Raw genomic sequence first — 18,707 nt, forward strand, 5'->3', positions numbered from 1 at the left:
CCCGGGGCGGAGCCTCGACGCATGGCCAACACACCGAGTTCGAGCAAGCTGCTGGTCGTCGGCAACGGTATGGCCGGCGCACGCACCGTCGAGGAGATCCTGAACCGTGGCGGCGGCGAGCGTTTCGAGATCACCATGATCGGCGACGAGCCCTACGGCAACTACAACCGGATCATGCTCTCGCACGTACTGTCCGGGGAGGCGGCCGTCGACGACGAGGACCTGATCCTCAACCCGATGGGCTGGTACACCGCCAACGGCGTCAAACTCCACGCCGGCGACCGCGCGGTCGCGCTCGACCGGTTCGCGAAGACCGTGACGTGCGAGAGCGGCCGCGTCGTCGACTACGACGTGCTCATCGTCGCCACGGGAAGCAACACGTTCTTCCCCAACATGGACGGATTGCGGGAGCACGACGGGCGCCTGGCCCGCGGGGTGTTCGGATTCCGGAACATCGCCGACACCAACGGCATGCTGCAGATGGCGCAGGCCCGCGACGACGTGTCCGCCGTGGTGATCGGGGGCGGTCTGCTCGGCCTGGAGGCCGCGTACGGGCTGCGCACACAGGGCCTCACCGTCAACGTCGTGCACTCCCCCGGGCACCTGATGAACCAGCAGCTCGACGAACGCGGCGGCAGCGTCCTGCGCGCCGAGATCGAGAAACTCGGCGTCGGCGTCCACACCTCGATGCGGACCACCGCCGTGCTGCGCGACGACGCGGGCCTGGTGACCGGCGTGTCGTTCGTCGACGGCTCCACCCTGGACGCCGACATGGTCGTCGTCACCGCCGGAATCCGGCCCAACACCGAACTCGCGCGAGCCGCCGGGCTGGTAGTCGAACGCGGCGTCGTGGTGGACGACCAGATGCGCTGCGAGGACGAGGGTTCCGTGTACGCCGTCGGCGAGTGCGCACAGCACCGTGGGGAGACCTACGGCCTCGTCGCCCCGGTGTGGGAGCAGTCGGTCATCCTGGCCGAAGTCCTCACCGGCTCCAATCCCGAAGCGGCGTACGTCGGTTCACGCACCACCACCCAACTGAAGGTCGCCGGTGTCGACGTGGCCGCGATGGGCGTCAAGGGACCAGAGACGGCGGACGACGAGTTCGTCCAGTACTACGAACCGCGCAGCGGCACGTACAAGAGCCTCGTCGTCCGCGACGGCAAGCTGATCGGCGCCACCCTGATGGGCGACATCAGCAAGGCGGGTTTCCTCACGCAGGCGTTCGACGGCAAGGTGCCGTTGCCCGAGGAGCGGATCAGCATGCTCTTCGACGTCGGAGCCCCGAGCGCCGCGACGAGTGTCGCCGACCTCCCCGACGACCTGCAGGTGTGCAACTGCAACGGCGTGAGCAAGGGCGATCTGGTCGCCTGCGTCCATACCGGCGCCAAGACGCTCACCGACGTCTGCGCCCAGACGCGGGCAGGCAAGGGCTGCGGCTCGTGCAAGGGACTCGTCGCCGACATCGTGGCCTGCGCCGCGGGCGGCGAACTCGAGGCCGACCCCTCCGCCGACTGGTACGTGCCCTGCATCCCGATGACGAAGCCCGAACTCGTCGCGACCATCCGGGAACGCGATCTCCGCGCCGTGTCCCAGGTGTTCGCCGCACTCGCGACGGACGCGAAGGAGGACGCGTCCGCGAAGATGCCCCTGGCCTCCTTGCTTCGCACCATCTGGGGTCCCGACTGGGTGGACGAGCGCGGCGCGCTGTTCATCAACGACCGCGTGCACGCCAACATCCAGCGCGACGGCACGTTCTCGGTGGTCCCGCAGATGAAGGGCGGCGTCACCACGCCGGAGCAACTCCGCAAGATCGCCGACGTGGCCGACAAATACGGCGTGCCGCTCGTGAAGGTCACCGGCGGGCAGCGCATCGACCTGCTCGGCATCAAGAAGGAGGATCTCCCCAAGGTGTGGGGTGACCTCGACATGCCGTCCGGGTTCGCCTACGGCAAGAGCATGCGCACGGTGAAGACGTGCGTCGGAACCGATTTCTGCCGCTACGGTCTCGGCGATTCGACGAGCCTCGGCATCGCGCTCGAGGAACGGTTCCAGGGCCTGGAGACGCCCGCGAAGCTGAAACTCGCGGTCGCCGGATGCCCACGCAACTGTTCGGAGGCCCTGTGCAAGGACTTCGGTGTGGTCGCGGTCGGCGACGGCCGATGGGAAATCTACGTCGGCGGCGCCGCCGGAGCGCACATCCGCAAGGGTGATCTGCTCGCCACGGTCGAATCGCCGGACGCCGTAGTGGAACTCGGCGGACGGTTCATTCAGTATTACCGCGAGAACGCGAAATGGCTCGAACGCACGTACGACTTCGTGCCGCGGGTAGGACTCGAACATCTTCAGGCGCTACTGGTCCGAGACGAGGAGGACATCGTGACCGGATTGGACGAGCGGATCCAGACGGCGGTGGACGGCTACCGGGATCCCTGGAAGGAGCGAAGCGCGCCGAAATCGCCCGCCCAGTTCGCTCCGTCGCTCCCGCTGCTGCCGCTTCCCCAGGTGCCGGTCCGATGACCGCCCTGATCGAAGGACCCTCCGAGATCGCGGTGGGTCCGGTCAGCGACCTGACGCCGGGCGAAGGCCGGACGTACGTCGTGCAGAACCGTCAGGTGGCCGTATTCCTGTTGTCGGACGGCACCGTTCGGGCGATGGATGCGGTGTGCCCGCACAAGGGTGGTCCCCTCGCCGACGGACAGATCGACGCCACCGGCGTGATGTGCCCGCTCCACCAGTACGCGTTCGCCTTCGACACGGGCGCCTGCGCATCCGAGGGTGTGGGCTCGGTCCGCACCTACGCCGCATCGGTTCGCGAAGGGTCGGTCGTCGTGCACGTGTGAGTGGCCACTCACCAGCGCTCGGCCCTGATACGGCGTGCCTTTCGGGAAAGTCTCGGCACCGCTGTCATCATGAGGTCAATGCTGCAGCTGAAGGGGCACGTCGCATGGACAGATCGCTGGTCGAGTGAATACCGTCACGAGTCCGGAACGACGGCGCCGATCCGGTAGCCGTCCTCCGGTCGGTGGCCCGCCCGCCGAGACCGTGTTCCGCGCGGACATCGAGGGTCTACGGGCCGTCGCGGTGCTGGCCGTGGTCCTCTTTCACGCGGGCGTCCCCGGAATCGGCGGAGGGTTCGCCGGCGTCGACATCTTCTTCGTCGTCTCGGGGTTTCTCATCACCGGGCTGCTGTGGCGAAGCGTCGCGACCACCGGCCGCGTCCGGCTGGCCGAGTTCTACGGTGCGCGGGCACGCCGGCTGCTGCCCGCCGGGTGCATCGTGCTGGTGGCCACTGCGATCGGCGCGGCCCTGCTCCTGCCCCCTCTGCAGGCCCGCGCGGTCCTGGGTGACGGGATCGCCAGTGCGCTCTACGTCGGCAACTACCGGTTCGCCCTGCACGGCACCGACTATCTGGCCGCCGACACGCCCCCGTCACCGTTCCAGCACTACTGGTCGCTCGGCGTGGAAGAGCAGTTCTACCTGCTGTGGCCGGCGCTGATCATCGGGGTCGCCTGGCTCGTCCGGCGCAGGACACGGCGCGACGACGCGGACGAAGCACCGTCGACGACCCCGTATTTGATCGTGCTCGCCGTGGTCGCGGCAGTGTCGTTCGCGGTCTCGCTCGACTGGACCCGCACACTGCCGCCGTGGGCGTTCTTCTCGTTGCCCGCACGCGCCTGGGAACTGGCCGCAGGCGGGTTGGTCGCCCTGTCCGTTCAGCACTGGCAGCGGTTGCCGTCGGTGGTCGCCGCCTCGGCCGGATGGTTGGGTTTCGCACTGATCGTCGTCGCCTGTTTTCGACTCGGTGAGACGACGCCCTACCCCGGTACCGCGGCGCTGCTGCCGGTCGCCGGCACGGTGCTGGTGATCGGGGCGGGGTGTGCCGCACCCCGGCTGGGGGTCGGGCGGAGCCTGTCGCTGCCGCCGATGCGGGCGGTCGGGCGAGTGTCCTATTCCTGGTACCTGTGGCACTGGCCGGTGCTGCTGCTCGCGCCGATCGTGCTCGGCCGCTCGCTCGACCTGACCGATCGTCTGGCGATGGTCATGGTGTCCGCGGGTCTGGCCGGACTGACACTGGTCCTGGTCGAGAACCCTGTCCGCTTCGCTGCTCCGTTACGCCACTCGTCCTCGCGCAGCCTCGTGCTCGGCGGCGCCGTCACCGCCATCGCTGTCTGTGCGGCACAGGTGTTGCTGGTGGCGCGGCCGGTTCCGGTCGGACACGGAGCCGCGGCCGCGGCCCTCACCGTCTCTGCGCCAGCCGAATCGGCGCCTACCGCAGTCGATCCGCGCGACGCGGCGGTGCACGACATGACCGCGCAGGTACAGACGGTGGTCGCGAAATCGGCAGGGCTGCAAGCAGTCCCGTCGAATCTGTCCCCACCGCTCGCCGACGCGCCTGCCGACAAGCCGGAGGTGTTCGTCAACGGCTGTGTGCGGTCGTGGCTCGAGGTGGGGCAGGACGAGTGCGCGTCGGGGGACGTGGCGTCTCCGACAACGATGGCGCTGGTCGGCGATTCGCACGCCGCGATGTGGGCCCCGGCATTCGAATCGGCCGCCGAGCAGAATCATTGGCGGCTCGAGACGATGGGCAAGGTCACGTGCCCGCTTCTCGACCTCCCGCTCACCAGCCCCTACCTCGGTCGGGAATACACCGAGTGCGAGCAGTGGCGCGGCGAGATCGTCGACCGACTGCGGGCCGAGCGGCCCCGGTTGGTCGTGCTGAGCATGTCCCGTCGGTATGGCGCCGACTTCGGTTTCACCGTGTACGGCCAAGAGTGGCTCGACAGCCTGACCCGGCTGGTTACGGAACTCCGCGCCACGGGCGCGGCCGTCCTCGTCCTCGGACCGATCCCGGATCCGCACTCGACCGTGCCTACGTGCCTGTCCGCCCACCTGGACGACGCGACCGCCTGCTCGCCGCCACGGCCGGTCGCGGTGAACGACGCCGGCGTCGCAGCCGAGGCGATGGCCACCGCCGCAGGCGGCGGGCGATACGCCGACCTCACCTCCCTGTTCTGCACCACCGAGCGCTGCCCCGTCATCGTCGGCAACGACCTCGTGTACCGCGACGACAACCACCTGACCCTCGAACACGCTCAGGCACTCTCACCCGTCGTCGCCGCTCTGGCCGAGCGCGCACTCGCACCGGGCTGAGCGGTAGCGGCGGTTCCTGCAAATCACATCCGGTCCGGTGTCACATTCGGCCGGTGGCCGGTGTCTCATGCCGAGAGCACACAACCGGAAGGTGCTGAACTTCAGCTTCAGCGTCGGCCGCCAGGCCCAGAAGTGGGATCAGTGTGACGAGAACCTGAAGTCGTTCGCCCACATGGCGGTGGCCGGCCTGGTCGGCTGCAGCTTCTGCCTGGACTTCGGCTACTTCCGAGCCCACAACGAGGGGCTCGATCTGACCAAGGCACGCGAGGTGCCCCGCTGGCGGCAGTCGGACGTGTTCACGCCGCAGGAGCGGGGCGTGCTCGAGTACGCCGAAGCGATGACCCAGACTCCACCGACCGTCACCGACGAACTGTCGGCCGGGCTGCTCGAGGCGCTCGGCCCAGCCGCGCTGGTGGAACTGACCGCGTTCATCGCGGTGGCGAACCTCATGACCCGCACCAATACCGCGTTCGGCATCGAATCGCAGGGCTTCGCGGCGTCGTGTGGCCTGAAGCCACTCGCCCTACCCACGACGACATGACGGCCGCCGGGCCTGAGACCCGATCGACATCGAAGGGTCAGCCGACGTCGTACGACAGAACGAAGTCGTAGCCGTTGTCGCCGGGTCCGGCGATGGACAGGTCCGCGCTGCCGCATAGGTCGATCAGACCACCGGTCCCCATACCCGGCACCACCTCTATCCGTGCCGACACGGAACCCTGGTCCTGGCTGCCGATGTGCTGGAACACGCACGTCCCGTCGTGCCCGCCGATCGAGCCCTCGAAGCGCTCGAGGCCGAGCACCGGCGCGGCATCGGTCTTGTATGCGATCAAATAGACCACTGTGCTCGTTCCCTCGATGTCCCCGGAGTACGAGTACGCGACGGTCGCTCGGGTGGCACCGCGTGCGGGGTAGTAGGTGTCACCGGCAGTCGTGCCTTCGCCGTCGATGTCGACGATCACCGATTCCGACCACGACGCGATGGAGAACTTGCCTCGTGCACTGTGTGAGTAGCTCATGACACGAGACTCTAGGTACGCGACAGCGTGAGGTTCTTGAACATTCACGACACTAGGATGAGGCCGTGCCGAGTGTGCCAGGACATCCCGAGGCGATCGTCCGCCCGACCGCCGACGCGCGCGGGTTCGAGGTCGAACGGGTAGCTCCCCGAGAGGCTTTGGCCGAGTTCGTCGACTACCACTGGCTCGTGAGGTGGTCGGTACCGAAGCCCCATCGACAGCAGGTGGTGCCCCAGCCCCGCGTTCATATCGCGGCCGAGGACGGACAGTTGCTGGTGCACGGGATCTCCCGGTCGCCGTTCTACCGAACGCTGACCGGGAACGGCCACGTACTGGGAGCCGCCTTCCACGCTGGAGGGTTCCGGCCCCTGCTGAAGGGTAGCGTCGGCGCGATTTCGGGAACCGTCCTGCCTGGACGTCATCTGCTCGCCGGTGACGATCGCCCGGTCGCGGAGCGGATCCTCGCCGGCACGGACAGCGCGGAGATGATCGACGCCTTCGAGCGATACCTTCTCCGCACCGACCCCGTTCCAGATCCCACGGGACGGGAGATCACAGCCCTGGTGGGCGACGCCCAGTGCAACCGCGACATCGTCCGGGCGGACGAGCTCGCCGCACATGCCGGCTGTAGCCTGCGCACCCTGCAACGGCTGTTCACCGAGTACGTCGGCATCGGCCCGAAGTGGGTGATCCAGCGATTCCGCATCCTCGACGCCGCCGGCGCCGCCCACTCGGGCGAGAGGATCGACTGGTCTGCGCTCGCCTACGAACTGGGGTTCAGCGACCAGGCTCACCTGACCCGCGTCTTCACTCACGTGGTCGGGACACCACCGGCTACCTATCAGCGCACGCATGGCCTGCTGTAGCGCGGCCGTTCAATTCCCGAAGCCGAGCCCCCGCTTCGCGAGTTCCTCCTCGAGGATTCGGATCGCCTTCGGTCCGACGCCGTGGATCTTCGACAGCTCCTTGGCGGTGACCGTCGTCAGTTGGTCGAAACGCGTATAGCCGTGGGATGCGAGCTCACGGCGGGAGACCTTCCCCATGCTCGCCGGAAACTCCGTCGGGCCTGTGGTGTCGGAAGACGACATGTCCGTCCTTTCCTACCCGTTGTGATCGGCGTGCAGGTGGGCACGCTCCCCGTCGTGGTCGAAGATCGTGAGGATCTCCACGGGACCGTCGTGGGCGCCGATCGAGTGCGGAACCATGGTCGAGAACTCCGCTGCGGCACCCGCTTCGACAAGTATGGTTCGCTCACCGAGTTGCAGGCGGGCTGTCCCCGACAGCACCGTGAACCACTCGTGGCCGGGGTGCACACTCACGTGCTCCGGGCCCGCGGGCCGATCGGTGGTGATGCGCATCTTCGCCACGGTCGCGCCATGGAGTGCGCGTTCGCGGGACAGGAGCCAGATCGTCAGGCCTCGCGTGTGTTCGGGCTGCGGGCGGATCACCACATCCTCGTCCTCGACGGACTCGACGAGCTGATCGAGCGTGGTGCCGAGGGCGCGCGCGATCGGGACCAGTTGGTCCAGGGCGATCCTGCGGTGGCCGGTTTCGATGCGGCTCAGGGTGGAAGGACTGAGAAAGCAGCGCGCAGCGAGCACATCCAGGGACCAGCCGCGGGCCACCCGAAGGCCCCGGATGCGTTGACGGATCACGCTGTCCAACCCGAGTTCTTGCGTCATAGGCAAGAGTATATGCGCAAAGCGCAGGATGCACTTAGCCTGGAGCCATGACACAGCATTCTCATCACCACGCACGCCACCACGGCGGGCACACCGAGGACCACGGGGCAGCGCTGGCAGATCTACTGGACCTGGACGCCGAGGTCTTCGGCTCCTACCTGGACCCGGTGGCGGAGTGGGCCGGCCAACGCACCCGGGAGACCCCGCGCCGGGTCGTCGACGTGGGGGCGGGAACGGGCGTAGGCAGCCTGACGATGGCTCGACGATTCCTCTCGGCCCAGGTGATCGCGATCGACAGGTCGGAGGCGATGCTCGAGCGCGTCCACACGGCCGCGCACCGGCAGGGCCTGGCCGGCCGATTGAGGGTCGTGCACGCCGATCTGGATGTCGCCTGGCCCGCAGTCGACGCGGCGGACGTCGTGTGGGCGGCCTCCTCGTTGCACGAGGTCGCCGATCCCGACCGGGTGCTCCGCGATATGTACGGCGCGCTGAACACCGACGGCGTGCTGGTGGTGGTCGAGATGGACGCGCTGCCGCGCCTCCTGCCGGACGACCTCGGCCTGGGCCGCCCGGGCCTGGAGTCGCGCTGCCACGAGGCCTTGGCGCGGTTGGACTGGAACTCGCATCCGAACTGGCGGGCACACGTGGAGCGTGCCGGTTTCGCGGATGTCGAGGAGCGCAGTTTCACCAGCGAGGCAACCCCGGCACCGCCGAGCACCGGACGCTACGCACAGACCTACCTGCGCCGCATTCGCTCCGCGCTCGACGGGCAACTTGCCGCCGACGACCGCGACACCCTCGATCGACTTCTCTCGGAAGGCAACCCCGACAATGTCCTGCACCGCGGGGACCTGACGGTCCGTGGCAGCCGGACCGTCTGGATTGCCCGGCGTCCCTGAATCCGCCGGATGGAGTCGAACTCCCCGACGCCGTCCTCGCCTTTGGGAACTGGTTCACGTGGAGGTGGCGAGTTGTGGCGGGATCCGACTACTCGGTGGGATTCGGGACGAACCAAGACTATTCGGTCTATTCTGCGGTTCCGTCTCGGACCGATTAGTTAGACTGGTGAAGTGCCGAATCAGGAGAACGCCGAATTCGCAGGTAGCGAGCCGAAGGTGCCGTTTCCCAAGCCGGAACGCGACATCGATCTCTACCGCCGGGCGATCGCCACTCTCCAGGCCGCACTCCCCCACGGCTGGACTTTGACGTCCGGAAAGTCCCGCTCCCTCGCCGACGCACCGGAACGATTGCTGGTCGGCGCACCCAACGGCGAGGTGGCGTCCTTCTCCGTCATCCCCGCCCGAGGGGTGCTCGCGGGCGACGCCGCCCGGTTCGCCGACGGACTGTCCGGATCAGATCACGGATTCGTCTGCGCCCGTTACCTTTCCGAGCCGGTTCGTCGTCAACTCGACGCCAGGGGTTTCTCCTACGCCGATGCGACGGGCAACACCTCCCTCGCCGCGGACCGACCTGCGATCTGGGTGCGCGACCGAGGCGCGGATGCCGACCCGTGGCGGGGCCCCGGCCGTCCGGCCGCCCAGCTGACCGGCGATCCCGCCGCCCGGGTCGTGCGTGCCCTCGCCGATCATTCGGGCCAGCTGACGGTCCCCGAACTCGTCCGGCTGTCCGGCGCGTCCACCGGCGCGACCTATCGGGTGGTCGAAACCCTGGAGGAACGCGATCTGCTCGAACGACTCCCCCGCGGTCCCATCACCAGCGTCCGATGGCAGCAGATGCTGCGCGCCTGGAGCAGCGACTTCAGTTTCAAGGACTGCCCCACCGTCGGCTATTTCGCACACGAGGGTGTGCAGTCGTTCGTCGCGAAACTCGGGAAGGTCTCCGGTCACCTCTATGCGGTGACCGGGTCGGTTGCCGCAGCGGCGTTCGCCGAATACGCGCCGGCGCATCAGGTCCAGATCTACGCCGACCACGGCGAGGCGCTGGCCGGCGCACTCGAGCTACGCCCAGTCGATCAGGGCGCCAACGTCCTCGTCGCCACGCCCCGATCGGCTGCGGTCTTCGAGCGCACCCTCTTCCGCGACAACGTCCGCCTGGTCGCCCCCGCGCAGGCCTTCGCGGACCTTCTCGCCGGCACCGGTCGTCATCCGCAGGAGGCAGAGCACCTCCTCGACTGGATGACCGCGAACGTGCCCGAGTGGAGAACAGCCCTCGGCGCACCGACGGTTACCTGACCGACCGCTCGCCGCGGGCGGAAATGCCCGAATGTGCGCAACACGACCACGCCACGCCGCGCGTGATGGCGCGCACAACGGCACTCGGGTAGCAGGATGTACATCTTGCGGCCTCACCGAGGAGTCGGAACAGGCCTGACGGAAGTCGCAATCCGTTCGCAAAACGAATAGGGGTACTTGCATGTCCATGGGAGTCGGGCTCAGGATCGGCAGTGTCGTGTCCACCGCGGTGGTGGCGTCGAACGATCCAGGATCCCCGGATCCGGTGGTCATCGTCCGGGACACCGTCCTGCACATGTGCCCGGACGGCACGGCAATTCTCGGCGGATCGGCGCCGCACACGATCGGCGACACCCACACCGTGTCGGGGTTCCTTCCCCGCGTCGGCGATCCGGCCGGTGTCGCGGTAGGCGACGGATCGCGTTACCGCGCCGAAGACCTGGTCGCGGGCGCGATGCGATGCCTGCTCCGGGAGTGCGAACCTCTCCCCGACCACGGCGGCCGGACGGGCGGCGCCCCCGACATCATGGCCGCCTACCCCACCCGCTGGGATTCGGCCGCCGTCGCGGCGCTGCGTGACGCCCTGGACTACGCCGACATGTCCTACCTGTCCCTCGTCTCGGACGCCGAAGCCGCCGCAGCCTGGTTCGAATCCGAGATCGCGGAGCGTCCGGGGCAGTTGGTCGGCATCTATCACGTCGACGACACCGGCGCGACCGTCGCGCTGATTCGCTCGGGTGTCGAGGCAGGCAAGGCGTTCCGCTTCTCCGCGGGGGGCTCCCCCACCGCTCAGATCGCCACCGCGCTCGGTGCGTTCGGCTGGCTGCCCAGCAATCTCGATGCCGTGGTCGTCACGGGCGACGGCCTGATCGCGAGGGACTCCGCGGCCATCCACGGATTCGCGACCACGATCGGTGAGAAGTTCGGTGTGCGATGTGTCGTCGGCCCGGGTCCCGAGCAGACCGCAGCGCTCGGTGCCGCCATCCGCGCCGCCGGATTCAACCCGACCACCCACAGGGTCACCCCGATCGGCCTACCGCCGTCGTACGACGTCACCGAAGTGATCGACGCCGTCGTCGGCGAGCCGGTGCCCTCGACAACCCCGAGCCGGCCGGCCACGCGCACGCGCAACCCCGCGTCGGCCGCGGCGGTGGGTGCCTCCCCCGCGCGGCTGGGCGGAACAGCCGTCGCGACGCCGCCGGAACCTCGCGCAGTCGCGCAGACCGGGGACGAATCCACCGCCGACTCGACATCCCGGGCGTCCTGGCTCGTCGCCGCGGCCGTCGGGCTGGCTCTCGTGCTGGTGGCGATCGTCTTCGTGCTGTTCGTCCTCTGAATGCCTGCCTCCCTTCATCGGTGCAGCGGTGGGGTGAGGCGGGCGAATCGGGACTGTGAAACATCGGTGTCGCAGGGTGGTTCGAGGTGAGCCCGCTCCCCCGATTCGGACAATTACGGTGTTCCGTCAGGGCCCGATTCATAATCGACGTTGATGGCGCAGGTCGGCACGGCGTTCGCTCGACGGCTGCACGACCGCATAACCTGTCACGGTGAGTGAATCAGGCAGCGATCCAGGCCGGTCCCCGTCGGGGCTGCGTGCAGCGCGCCCGGCGGTCGCTCCCCCACTCCGGGACGACCGGTTGAAACTGTTCGCCTTCACCACGGCGGAGAAGCGCGCGGAGTACCTGTGGGTGCTGCGGGCCTTCGACCACGCCCGCGCCAACTACGTCGTCCTGCTCCACGCCGGCGACGTCGCCCGCATTCTGGACGGCCTCGCCGGAGACGATCCGGCCGGACAACTCGGCGCCGGAGACATCACTCCCCTGCTCGAACAACTGCACGTCTGGGAAGTGCTCGAACGCAGCTACGACGGAACACGCGCCGCGACGCTGGCCGAATACCGGAACCGGCACTTCGTCTACCAATTCAGCCAGGCCGGCTACCAGGTGTTCCGAGCCGTCGAGGACGCACTCGCGGCCCGGCTCGACGACGCGTCGCTGTCCCGGCTGGCGCTGCCCGACCTCCTCGCCGACATGAACGACCTCGCCGCGGCCAACCGCGCGGCCGACGACGACCTGGTGTACCGGAAACTCAATCGTCTCGATGCGACGCTGTCGGACATGGCCGGCCGCGCCGCCCAGTTCTATCTGACCCTGGGCGATCTCGTCCGCACCACGGAGATCACGCCGGAGACGTTCATGTCCCACAAGGACGCTCTCCTCACACACATGCGCGAGTTCAGCTCCGACCTCTCGCGCTACGCGCCGAAACTCGCGGCGGCGATCGCGCTCGTGGAGGACACCGGCGTCGAGACGATGGTGGCGCGGGCCGCCACCAGCGACGAGCGGGTGTTCCTCGGCGTCGAAGAGCGCGAAGCCGATTGGCGCGCACGGTGGGCGGGATTGACGCATTGGTTCGTCGGGAGCGAGGCCGGTCTCAGCGAGTCGGAACGCCTGCGCGAGGGCACGATGAGCGCCATCGCCGCCGTCCTGTCGCTGCTGCGCCGCGTCACCGAAACCCGCAAGGGTGGCGTCAGCAGGGAGAGCCAATTGCGCCACCTCGCAGGCTGGTTCGCCGCAACTCCGACGGAGGACGCCGCACATGCGCTGTTCCAAGCCGTGTTCGACCTCGGTCGTCCGCGCCACCTGTCGATGGTGCATCCGGACGCCGACATAATTCCCGACACGCGGTCGTGGTGGGAGGCCCAGCCCGTGGAGATCTCCCGCACGCTGGCCGAGACCGGACGTCCCCCGTCCCCCGGTCTGCCGGCGCGGGTGCAGCGCAACGAGGGCAGCGTGCGCCGCCTGCGGGAGGAACAACTGACCGCACAACGACTTCGCGCCGCCGCCGCCCAGTCGCTGGCCCGGGGCGGGGTCTACGAGCGGGTCCTCGACGAGGCCGAAACCGACGTGCTGCTGAGTCTGCTCAACGCGGCACTGACGGCGCGGGTACCGGTCAGCGGCCGCGTGAAGAGCAGCACAGGATCGGAGAACGGCGTGAAGCTGACCCTCAGCCCGCACAGTGAATCGACGGTGGTGCGCACCGCCCGAGGACGTCTGCACCTCGACGGACTGCAGGTGAGCGTTCGGTGAAGGCGCGGGAGATCTCGCCGCTCGCTCTCGATTCGTATCAGCGAGCCGCCCGCGTCATCCTGTCGAATCACCTGGTGACACAGACCTATCCGGATCGCATCGCACTCCCCCTGCTCCGCCGGTGGGCAACCGAACTACGCGACGACCTGATGACGCTCTTCGGGTACCGACTCGAAGTCACGGAGACGACCGCCCGGCTGTTCACGGTGAGCGACCGACTCGACGCCGGCACGCCGGCCAAGACGGCCACCGACCGCACGTTCGACCGGTACCGCTACGCCTACCTCGCGTTGGCGCTGGCAGCGCTCGGCCGCGCCGGAAACCAGATCACCCTTTCCGAGCTCGCCGATCACGTGGCCGCCGACGCCGCACAGGTCGACGGTGTGGACCTGTCCACGGAACGCGCGTCCGACCGGGATGCGTTCGTCGACGCCGTCGGCTGGCTCGCCGCCCGCGGCGCGATCGCCCTCGCGGACGGTGACGCAGGAGGCTGGGCCGCCAATCCCGATGCGGGAGAGGCGCTCTACGACATCGACAGGTCCGTCGTCATCGCCCTCTTCCGGCCGCCGCGCGCACTGCAGCACCTCCGGTCCATCCGCGGACTGCTCGCCGGCACGGACTCGGTGACCGAGGACTACACCTCGGAGTTCGGGACGGCCCGGCCAATCGACGTGAAGGAGACGGCGCGACGGGTCCGCCGCGCTCTCGTCGAACGGCCCGTCGTCTACGCCGCCGACCTGGACGATGACGAGCTCGTGCAACTCGCACTCCCCCGCACCGCAACCGATGTCGAGTTGCTCACCGGACTGGTCGCGGAGCGGCGTGAGGAGGGCGTCGCGATGATCGACTCCTCCGGACGTCTCTCCGACATCCGGTTCCCCGGGACGGGAACGGTCGCGCAGGTCGCGCTCCTGCTCGCCGGGGAGATCGCCGATCGCGTACTGGATCCGGATGCCCCGGAGACGGCCCGGATGCCGCTGCCGCGTGGCCGGTTCGACGACCTGATCGAACAGGTCGACAGCGCCATTCCGCAGTCCGGGATCTTCGACAGCCTCGCCGGCCACGACGGATTCGAACCCGCGGACCCCGCCCCCGCGGACCGGCTGTTCCCGGTCGTCGAGGACGAGTGGATCGCCGGCACCGTCCGGACACTGACCGAACGATTCGGGCGCACGTTCGCCGCCGGGTGGCAGGCCGACCCGGACGGTCTGGGACGCGCGGCGCTGACGCTACTCGAGCGGCTACGCCTCACCGCGGCAGTACCGGGCGGCGTGCTCGCACTCCCGGCGCTCGCCCGCTATCGGGGTGTAGTGGTCACGATCCGCGACCGCACACCCGAGATCGACCTGTTCCAGAGCTCAGCGAACGACAGCGAGGAAATCACAGCATGACGAGTGCGCGTTTCCGGCCCACCCGCGCCGGGATCATCAACCTCTGGGACTACCGCGATCAGGAGTTCTCCTTCGCCGACGGTCGCCTCGTTCTCCGCGGTCCCAACGGTTCCGGTAAGACCAAGGCCCTCGAAGTGCTGTTCCCGTTCGTCTTCGACGGCAGGATCGAACCCCGGCGGCTCAATCCGTTCGCCGGCGAGGAACGCACCATGAAGTCGAACCTCCTGTACCGCGGGCAGGAGAGCGCGTACTCGTACGTCTGGATGGAGTTCTGCCGCGGCGCGAAGGACGACCCCGAGGCCGTCACCGTGGGCATCGGCATGCGCGCCTCCCGCACCAACGACAAGGTCACACGCTGGTACTTCGTGGCCGACGGTCGCGTCGGCGTCGACTTCTCCCTGCTCGGCAGCGACGACCGTCCGCTCACGAAGAAGCAACTGGGCGAACAGATCGGCACCGACTCCATCACCGACAGGCCGCTCGACTACCGCGCCGCCATCGACGCCCGGATGTTCGGGCTCGGCGTCCAGCGCTACGACCAGCTGATCAACCTCATCCTCACGCTCCGGCGGCCCCAGCTCGCGAAGAACCTCGACCCCAAGGGACTGTCGCAGGCACTCACCGACGGTCTGCGACCGCTCGACGAGCAACTGGTCCTCGAGGCCGCCCGCTCGTTCAGCGACATGGAGGAAGTCGGCCGGGCGCTCGAGGGGCTGGCCGCGGCGGACCAGGCAGCGCAGAGCTTCGTCGGCGTGTACGCGAAATACCTTCGCCAGCAGGCGCGTACGGACGTCGATCACCTCGCGACCCGGCTCGAGGCCGTCCGATCCGGCATCGCCACTCTCCACGCCGCGGCCGGCGACCGGGCGCGCAGCCAGGAGAGCCGAGCGGCCGCCGAGGAACGCTTCACCGCCGCCGAACGCGCACTCGACCAGGCCAACGCCACCCTGGACGCGCTGAAGCGGTCGACGGCATACGAGGGACGGACGCAACTCGACGACCTCGCGCAAGCCGTCTCGACGCTCGAGAAATCGACCGAACTGCAAGCCGAGAAGGCACGCAAGGCCAAGGCGACCCTCGAACAGCGAGCCGAGGAACACGACAAGGCCGGCGACGCCGTTGCCCGCGCCGTCGAGGCACTCACCCACGCCGAAGACGAACTTCACCTCGCCGCCGAGGACGCGGGAATCACCTGGACCGCACTCCCCGAGAATGCGCGCACCGACCAGCTGACCGCTGCGCTGCGCGGACACGCCGAGGAGCGCGACGGTGACATCCGCGCGGTCCGCGCCGCACTCGCCACCGTCGAGAAGGCGGTCACCGAACGGACCCGCGCCGACGAGGCGGCACGCCGCGGCCAGGAGCAACTCGACACCGCGAAGGTGGCCGTTCTCGAAGCCGAGACCGCGGTCGAATCGGCCCGCAGCCGCTGCGCCACCGAACTCCGATCCTGGTGGACGGAACAATCGCCCCTCTACGCCGAGATCGACGCGCCCGCTTCACTGTTCGACGCCCTGGACACCGCCCTCGGCCGGATCGGCGACGACGACGCCGCCACCCTGTCGGAGACGTTGACCGAACAGACCACGGACGCCGTCGACGCGCTCCGGCTGCGTCGTCAGCAGTACGACCGCGACGTCGCCGCCGCCGAGGAGGCGATCGCCGAACACGAATCGGCCCGCGCGGCCATCGAATCCGAGCACGACGACGCCCCGCCGCTCTCGGCCGCCCGGCAGGATGCCCGTTCCCGGCTGACCGGTGCACCGCTGTGGCGGCTCGTCCGCTTCGCCGACAGTGTCGACGCCACCGCGGCGGCGGGAATCGAGGCCGCACTGGAGGCCGCGAATCTCCTCGACGGCTGGGTGACCGTCGACGACGCGCTCCCCGACGTCCAATCCGAACAGTTCCTCGTGGCCCTTCCGGCCGAGGATCGGCCCACCGGCAAGTCCGTCGCGGACATTCTCGAGGTCGAGCAGGACACGGGTGTTCCCGACGATCGCGTGCGCGGGATCCTCGAATCCATCGCCCTCGAATCCCTCGACCTGTCCGAAGGTCCGGTGGGTGTCGCCGAAGACGGTGCGTACCGGCAGGGAATCCAGCGGGGACGCCGCACGAAATCGGACGCGGAGTACATCGGAACCACCGCACGGGCCCGCAGGCGCGCCGCCCGGATCACCGAACTCGACAGCACTCTCGAGGAAACCCGGGCGACCCTCGACAAAACCCGGGCGTCCGCGGATGCGGCGGAGGCGCTGCTGACGCGGACGACCGCGGCGGCGCAGGCCCTGCCCCGCACCGGATCGATCCTCACGGCGCTGAAGAAGGTCACCGAATCCGCCGGCGCGCTCCGCAGCCGCTCCGACACGGCGACAGCAGTCGGTCGCGAACTCGACCAGGCCATCGCCGACCTGTCCGCGAAGGAGAAACAGCTCCGGGCCACCGCGTCCACGCATCGGACTCCCCACGTCGCCCGCGAGATCGACTCGCTCGCCGCGGCCGTCCGGCATTTCGAGAAACAGGGCGAGATGGTGCAACGGTGCAGGCGCGAACACGCCAAAGAGGTGGAGCACACTCGCGAGTCCGAGGACCGACTGCACGAGGCGCGCGGCAACGCGGAGGAGTTCACGGAAGAAGGTGCCATCGCCGAAGAGGTTCTCGCGCAACAGATCCAACGTCTCGAGACACTGCGCGACACGCTGGGTGCGGGGGCCGAGCAGTTGGACCGGCAGCTCGAGGAGGCGCACGCTCGGATCGAAGCGTGCAAGAAGGAGCAGCGCGACGCCCGCAAGACGGACAAGGACGCGGGTGAGGCCATCGGCAAGGCCGAGGGCGCGTACAACACCGCCGTTCAGACGCTCCGGCTGGCGCTGACGGAAACGCGCGCCGACGCCGCCCGCCTCGCGCCGTATGCCCGGCGGGACCTGCTCGAACTCCTCGGCGTGGACGGCGGCCACACCTGGCCGGCGAGCTCGGCGGCGTGGATGAGTGCCGAACAGCTGGTGTATCGCATCCAGAACGCCGAAGACGACACGCCGATCCTGCCGCCCGAAGTGGACGCACTGTTCCGCGCGCTGGACGGCGCCACCGAATCGGTGCGGGTGAGCGACTCGGCCCGCAAGGCGACGCGCACCGCGCTCACCACCGCGCTGCAGGACTTCGACGCACAGCTGGCGGCCGCCGGCCAGGACTACCGCCTGCAGTGGGACGCCCCCGACGGCGTGACCGTGGTGCAGGTGCAGGACGACGAGGGCTACTCGTCGATCGGCGAGTTCGCCGCCCGCATCGCGTCCGCTCGCTCCGATCAGGAATTGCTGCTCACCGAATCCGAGCGTCGCATCCTGGAGGACGCGCTGCTCACGGGTCTCGCACAGCAGATCCACGAACGGACCGTCGACGCCCGCGAACTCATCGCCCGGATGGGCACCGAGATGCGGGAGCGGCGGATGTCGTCCGGCAACACCATCGGCGTCCACTGGGTGCTCGCTGACAACCTCGACGACAGCGCGAAGGCGATCTCCAAACTGCTCGAGCGCGACACCTCGGCGCTGGGCCCGGACGAGCTCGCCACGATGCGCGCCCACTTCGCCCACCAGATCAGGACCGCCCGCGCCGCCCACCCGGAGCGTTCGTACCCGGAGATCCTGGCGTCCGCCCTCGACTACCGGCGGTGGCGGGTGTTCTCGTTCACCCTGATCAGCGGCAACGGCAACGAGGACCGGCTGACAGTCGCCCGGCACAGCGCACTCTCCGGGGGTGAGCAGTCCGTCTCGCTGCACCTGCCGTTGTTCGCCGCAGCGCACGTCATGCTCGATTCGGCCGACCCCCATGCGCCGCGACTGCTGGCGCTGGACGAGGCGTTCGCCGGCGTCGACGACAACGGCCGGGCCGAACTGCTCGGCCTCAGCGTGCAATTCGACCTCGACCTGTTCATGACCGGGTTCGACCTGTGGATCACGTACGGCGGCGTGCCGGGCTGTGCGCACTACGATCTGGCGCACTCGACAGCCGAGCAGAGCGTCAGCGCCACGCTCCTCGTGTGGTCGGATGGCGAACTGCTCGCCGAACATGACGGCACCGACCTGGCGCAGGCGCTCGGTTCGCCCCTGCGCCGGCGCGTCCCGACGCCCGCGGAGGGTGCCTTCGAGTTCGCCTGACCCGTGAGTACTTGTTAACCGCCCGCGGT

General features: G+C 68.9%; 14 protein-coding genes. 11 read left to right on the forward strand and 3 right to left on the reverse strand.

All coding sequences use genetic code 11. The features are described from left to right. Positions 1-21 precede the first annotated feature (21 nt). The 4 genes from nirB (at position 22) to ACFVJ3_RS25480 (ending at position 5,692) form a co-directional block, all read left to right on the forward strand. Complete coding sequence (gene nirB / locus ACFVJ3_RS25465) at positions 22-2,517, forward strand: nitrite reductase large subunit NirB (RefSeq protein WP_378454693.1); 2,496 nt, start codon at positions 22-24, stop codon at positions 2,515-2,517. Further along, entirely contained in the window at positions 2,514-2,840 is a 327-nt protein-coding gene (locus ACFVJ3_RS25470; protein WP_378454694.1) for a Rieske (2Fe-2S) protein, read from the forward strand. Before nirB ends, ACFVJ3_RS25470 begins: the two co-directional genes overlap by 4 nt. 124 nt (positions 2,841-2,964) lie before the next feature. Next, positions 2,965-5,151 (forward strand): acyltransferase family protein, encoded by a 2,187-nt coding sequence (locus ACFVJ3_RS25475; protein WP_378454695.1) that lies wholly within the window; start codon positions 2,965-2,967, stop codon positions 5,149-5,151. A 67-nt stretch (positions 5,152-5,218) separates the two neighbouring features. Next, positions 5,219-5,692: a carboxymuconolactone decarboxylase family protein gene (locus ACFVJ3_RS25480; RefSeq protein ID WP_378454696.1), complete on the forward strand. Its 474-nt coding sequence runs from the start codon at positions 5,219-5,221 to the stop codon at positions 5,690-5,692. A 37-nt stretch (positions 5,693-5,729) separates the two neighbouring features. Here ACFVJ3_RS25480 and ACFVJ3_RS25485 read toward each other — a convergent pair whose 3' ends face one another. Next, a complete protein-coding gene (locus ACFVJ3_RS25485) occupies positions 5,730-6,170 on the reverse strand; it encodes a DUF3224 domain-containing protein (protein WP_378454697.1) in 441 nt (146 codons plus the stop codon). Between the two features lie 65 nt (positions 6,171-6,235). On the opposite strand from ACFVJ3_RS25485, the gene ACFVJ3_RS25490 reads away from it, so the two are divergent. Then, on the forward strand, positions 6,236-7,036 hold the full coding sequence (locus tag ACFVJ3_RS25490; protein WP_378454698.1) for a helix-turn-helix domain-containing protein: 801 nt from the start codon (positions 6,236-6,238) through the stop codon (positions 7,034-7,036). A gap of 9 nt (positions 7,037-7,045) precedes the next feature. Here ACFVJ3_RS25490 and ACFVJ3_RS25495 read toward each other — a convergent pair whose 3' ends face one another. After that, positions 7,046-7,258: a hypothetical protein gene (locus tag ACFVJ3_RS25495; protein ID WP_378454699.1), complete on the reverse strand. Its 213-nt coding sequence runs from the start codon at positions 7,256-7,258 to the stop codon at positions 7,046-7,048. 12 nt (positions 7,259-7,270) lie between these two features. Beyond that, on the reverse strand, positions 7,271-7,852 hold the full coding sequence (locus tag ACFVJ3_RS25500) for a helix-turn-helix domain-containing protein (RefSeq protein WP_378454700.1): 582 nt from the start codon (positions 7,850-7,852) through the stop codon (positions 7,271-7,273). A 47-nt stretch (positions 7,853-7,899) separates the two neighbouring features. Here ACFVJ3_RS25500 and ACFVJ3_RS25505 point away from each other — a divergent pair, with 47 nt between their 5' ends. From ACFVJ3_RS25505 to ACFVJ3_RS25530, 6 genes are all read left to right on the forward strand, one after another. Further along, complete coding sequence (locus ACFVJ3_RS25505; protein ID WP_378454701.1) at positions 7,900-8,751, forward strand: class I SAM-dependent methyltransferase; 852 nt, start codon at positions 7,900-7,902, stop codon at positions 8,749-8,751. 171 nt (positions 8,752-8,922) lie between these two features. After that, positions 8,923-10,044 (forward strand): helix-turn-helix transcriptional regulator, encoded by a 1,122-nt coding sequence (locus ACFVJ3_RS25510; RefSeq protein WP_378454702.1) that lies wholly within the window; start codon positions 8,923-8,925, stop codon positions 10,042-10,044. A gap of 181 nt (positions 10,045-10,225) precedes the next feature. Next, positions 10,226-11,380 (forward strand): hypothetical protein, encoded by a 1,155-nt coding sequence (locus ACFVJ3_RS25515; protein ID WP_378454703.1) that lies wholly within the window; start codon positions 10,226-10,228, stop codon positions 11,378-11,380. 301 nt (positions 11,381-11,681) lie between these two features. Next, a complete protein-coding gene (locus tag ACFVJ3_RS25520; RefSeq protein ID WP_378454757.1) occupies positions 11,682-13,133 on the forward strand; it encodes a TIGR02677 family protein in 1,452 nt (483 codons plus the stop codon). Beyond that, a complete protein-coding gene (locus tag ACFVJ3_RS25525; protein WP_378454704.1) occupies positions 13,130-14,524 on the forward strand; it encodes a TIGR02678 family protein in 1,395 nt (464 codons plus the stop codon). Before ACFVJ3_RS25520 ends, ACFVJ3_RS25525 begins: the two co-directional genes overlap by 4 nt. Continuing rightward, positions 14,521-18,678, forward strand: coding sequence for a TIGR02680 family protein (locus ACFVJ3_RS25530; protein WP_378454705.1), 4,158 nt, complete (start codon positions 14,521-14,523; stop codon positions 18,676-18,678). Before ACFVJ3_RS25525 ends, ACFVJ3_RS25530 begins: the two co-directional genes overlap by 4 nt. The last annotated feature ends 29 nt before the right edge of the window (positions 18,679-18,707 follow it).

Origin of the sequence: Rhodococcus sp. NPDC127593, from assembly GCF_042671975.1 — a bacterium.
In the GTDB taxonomy this organism is placed as follows: Bacteria; Actinomycetota; Actinomycetes; order Mycobacteriales; family Mycobacteriaceae; genus Rhodococcus_F.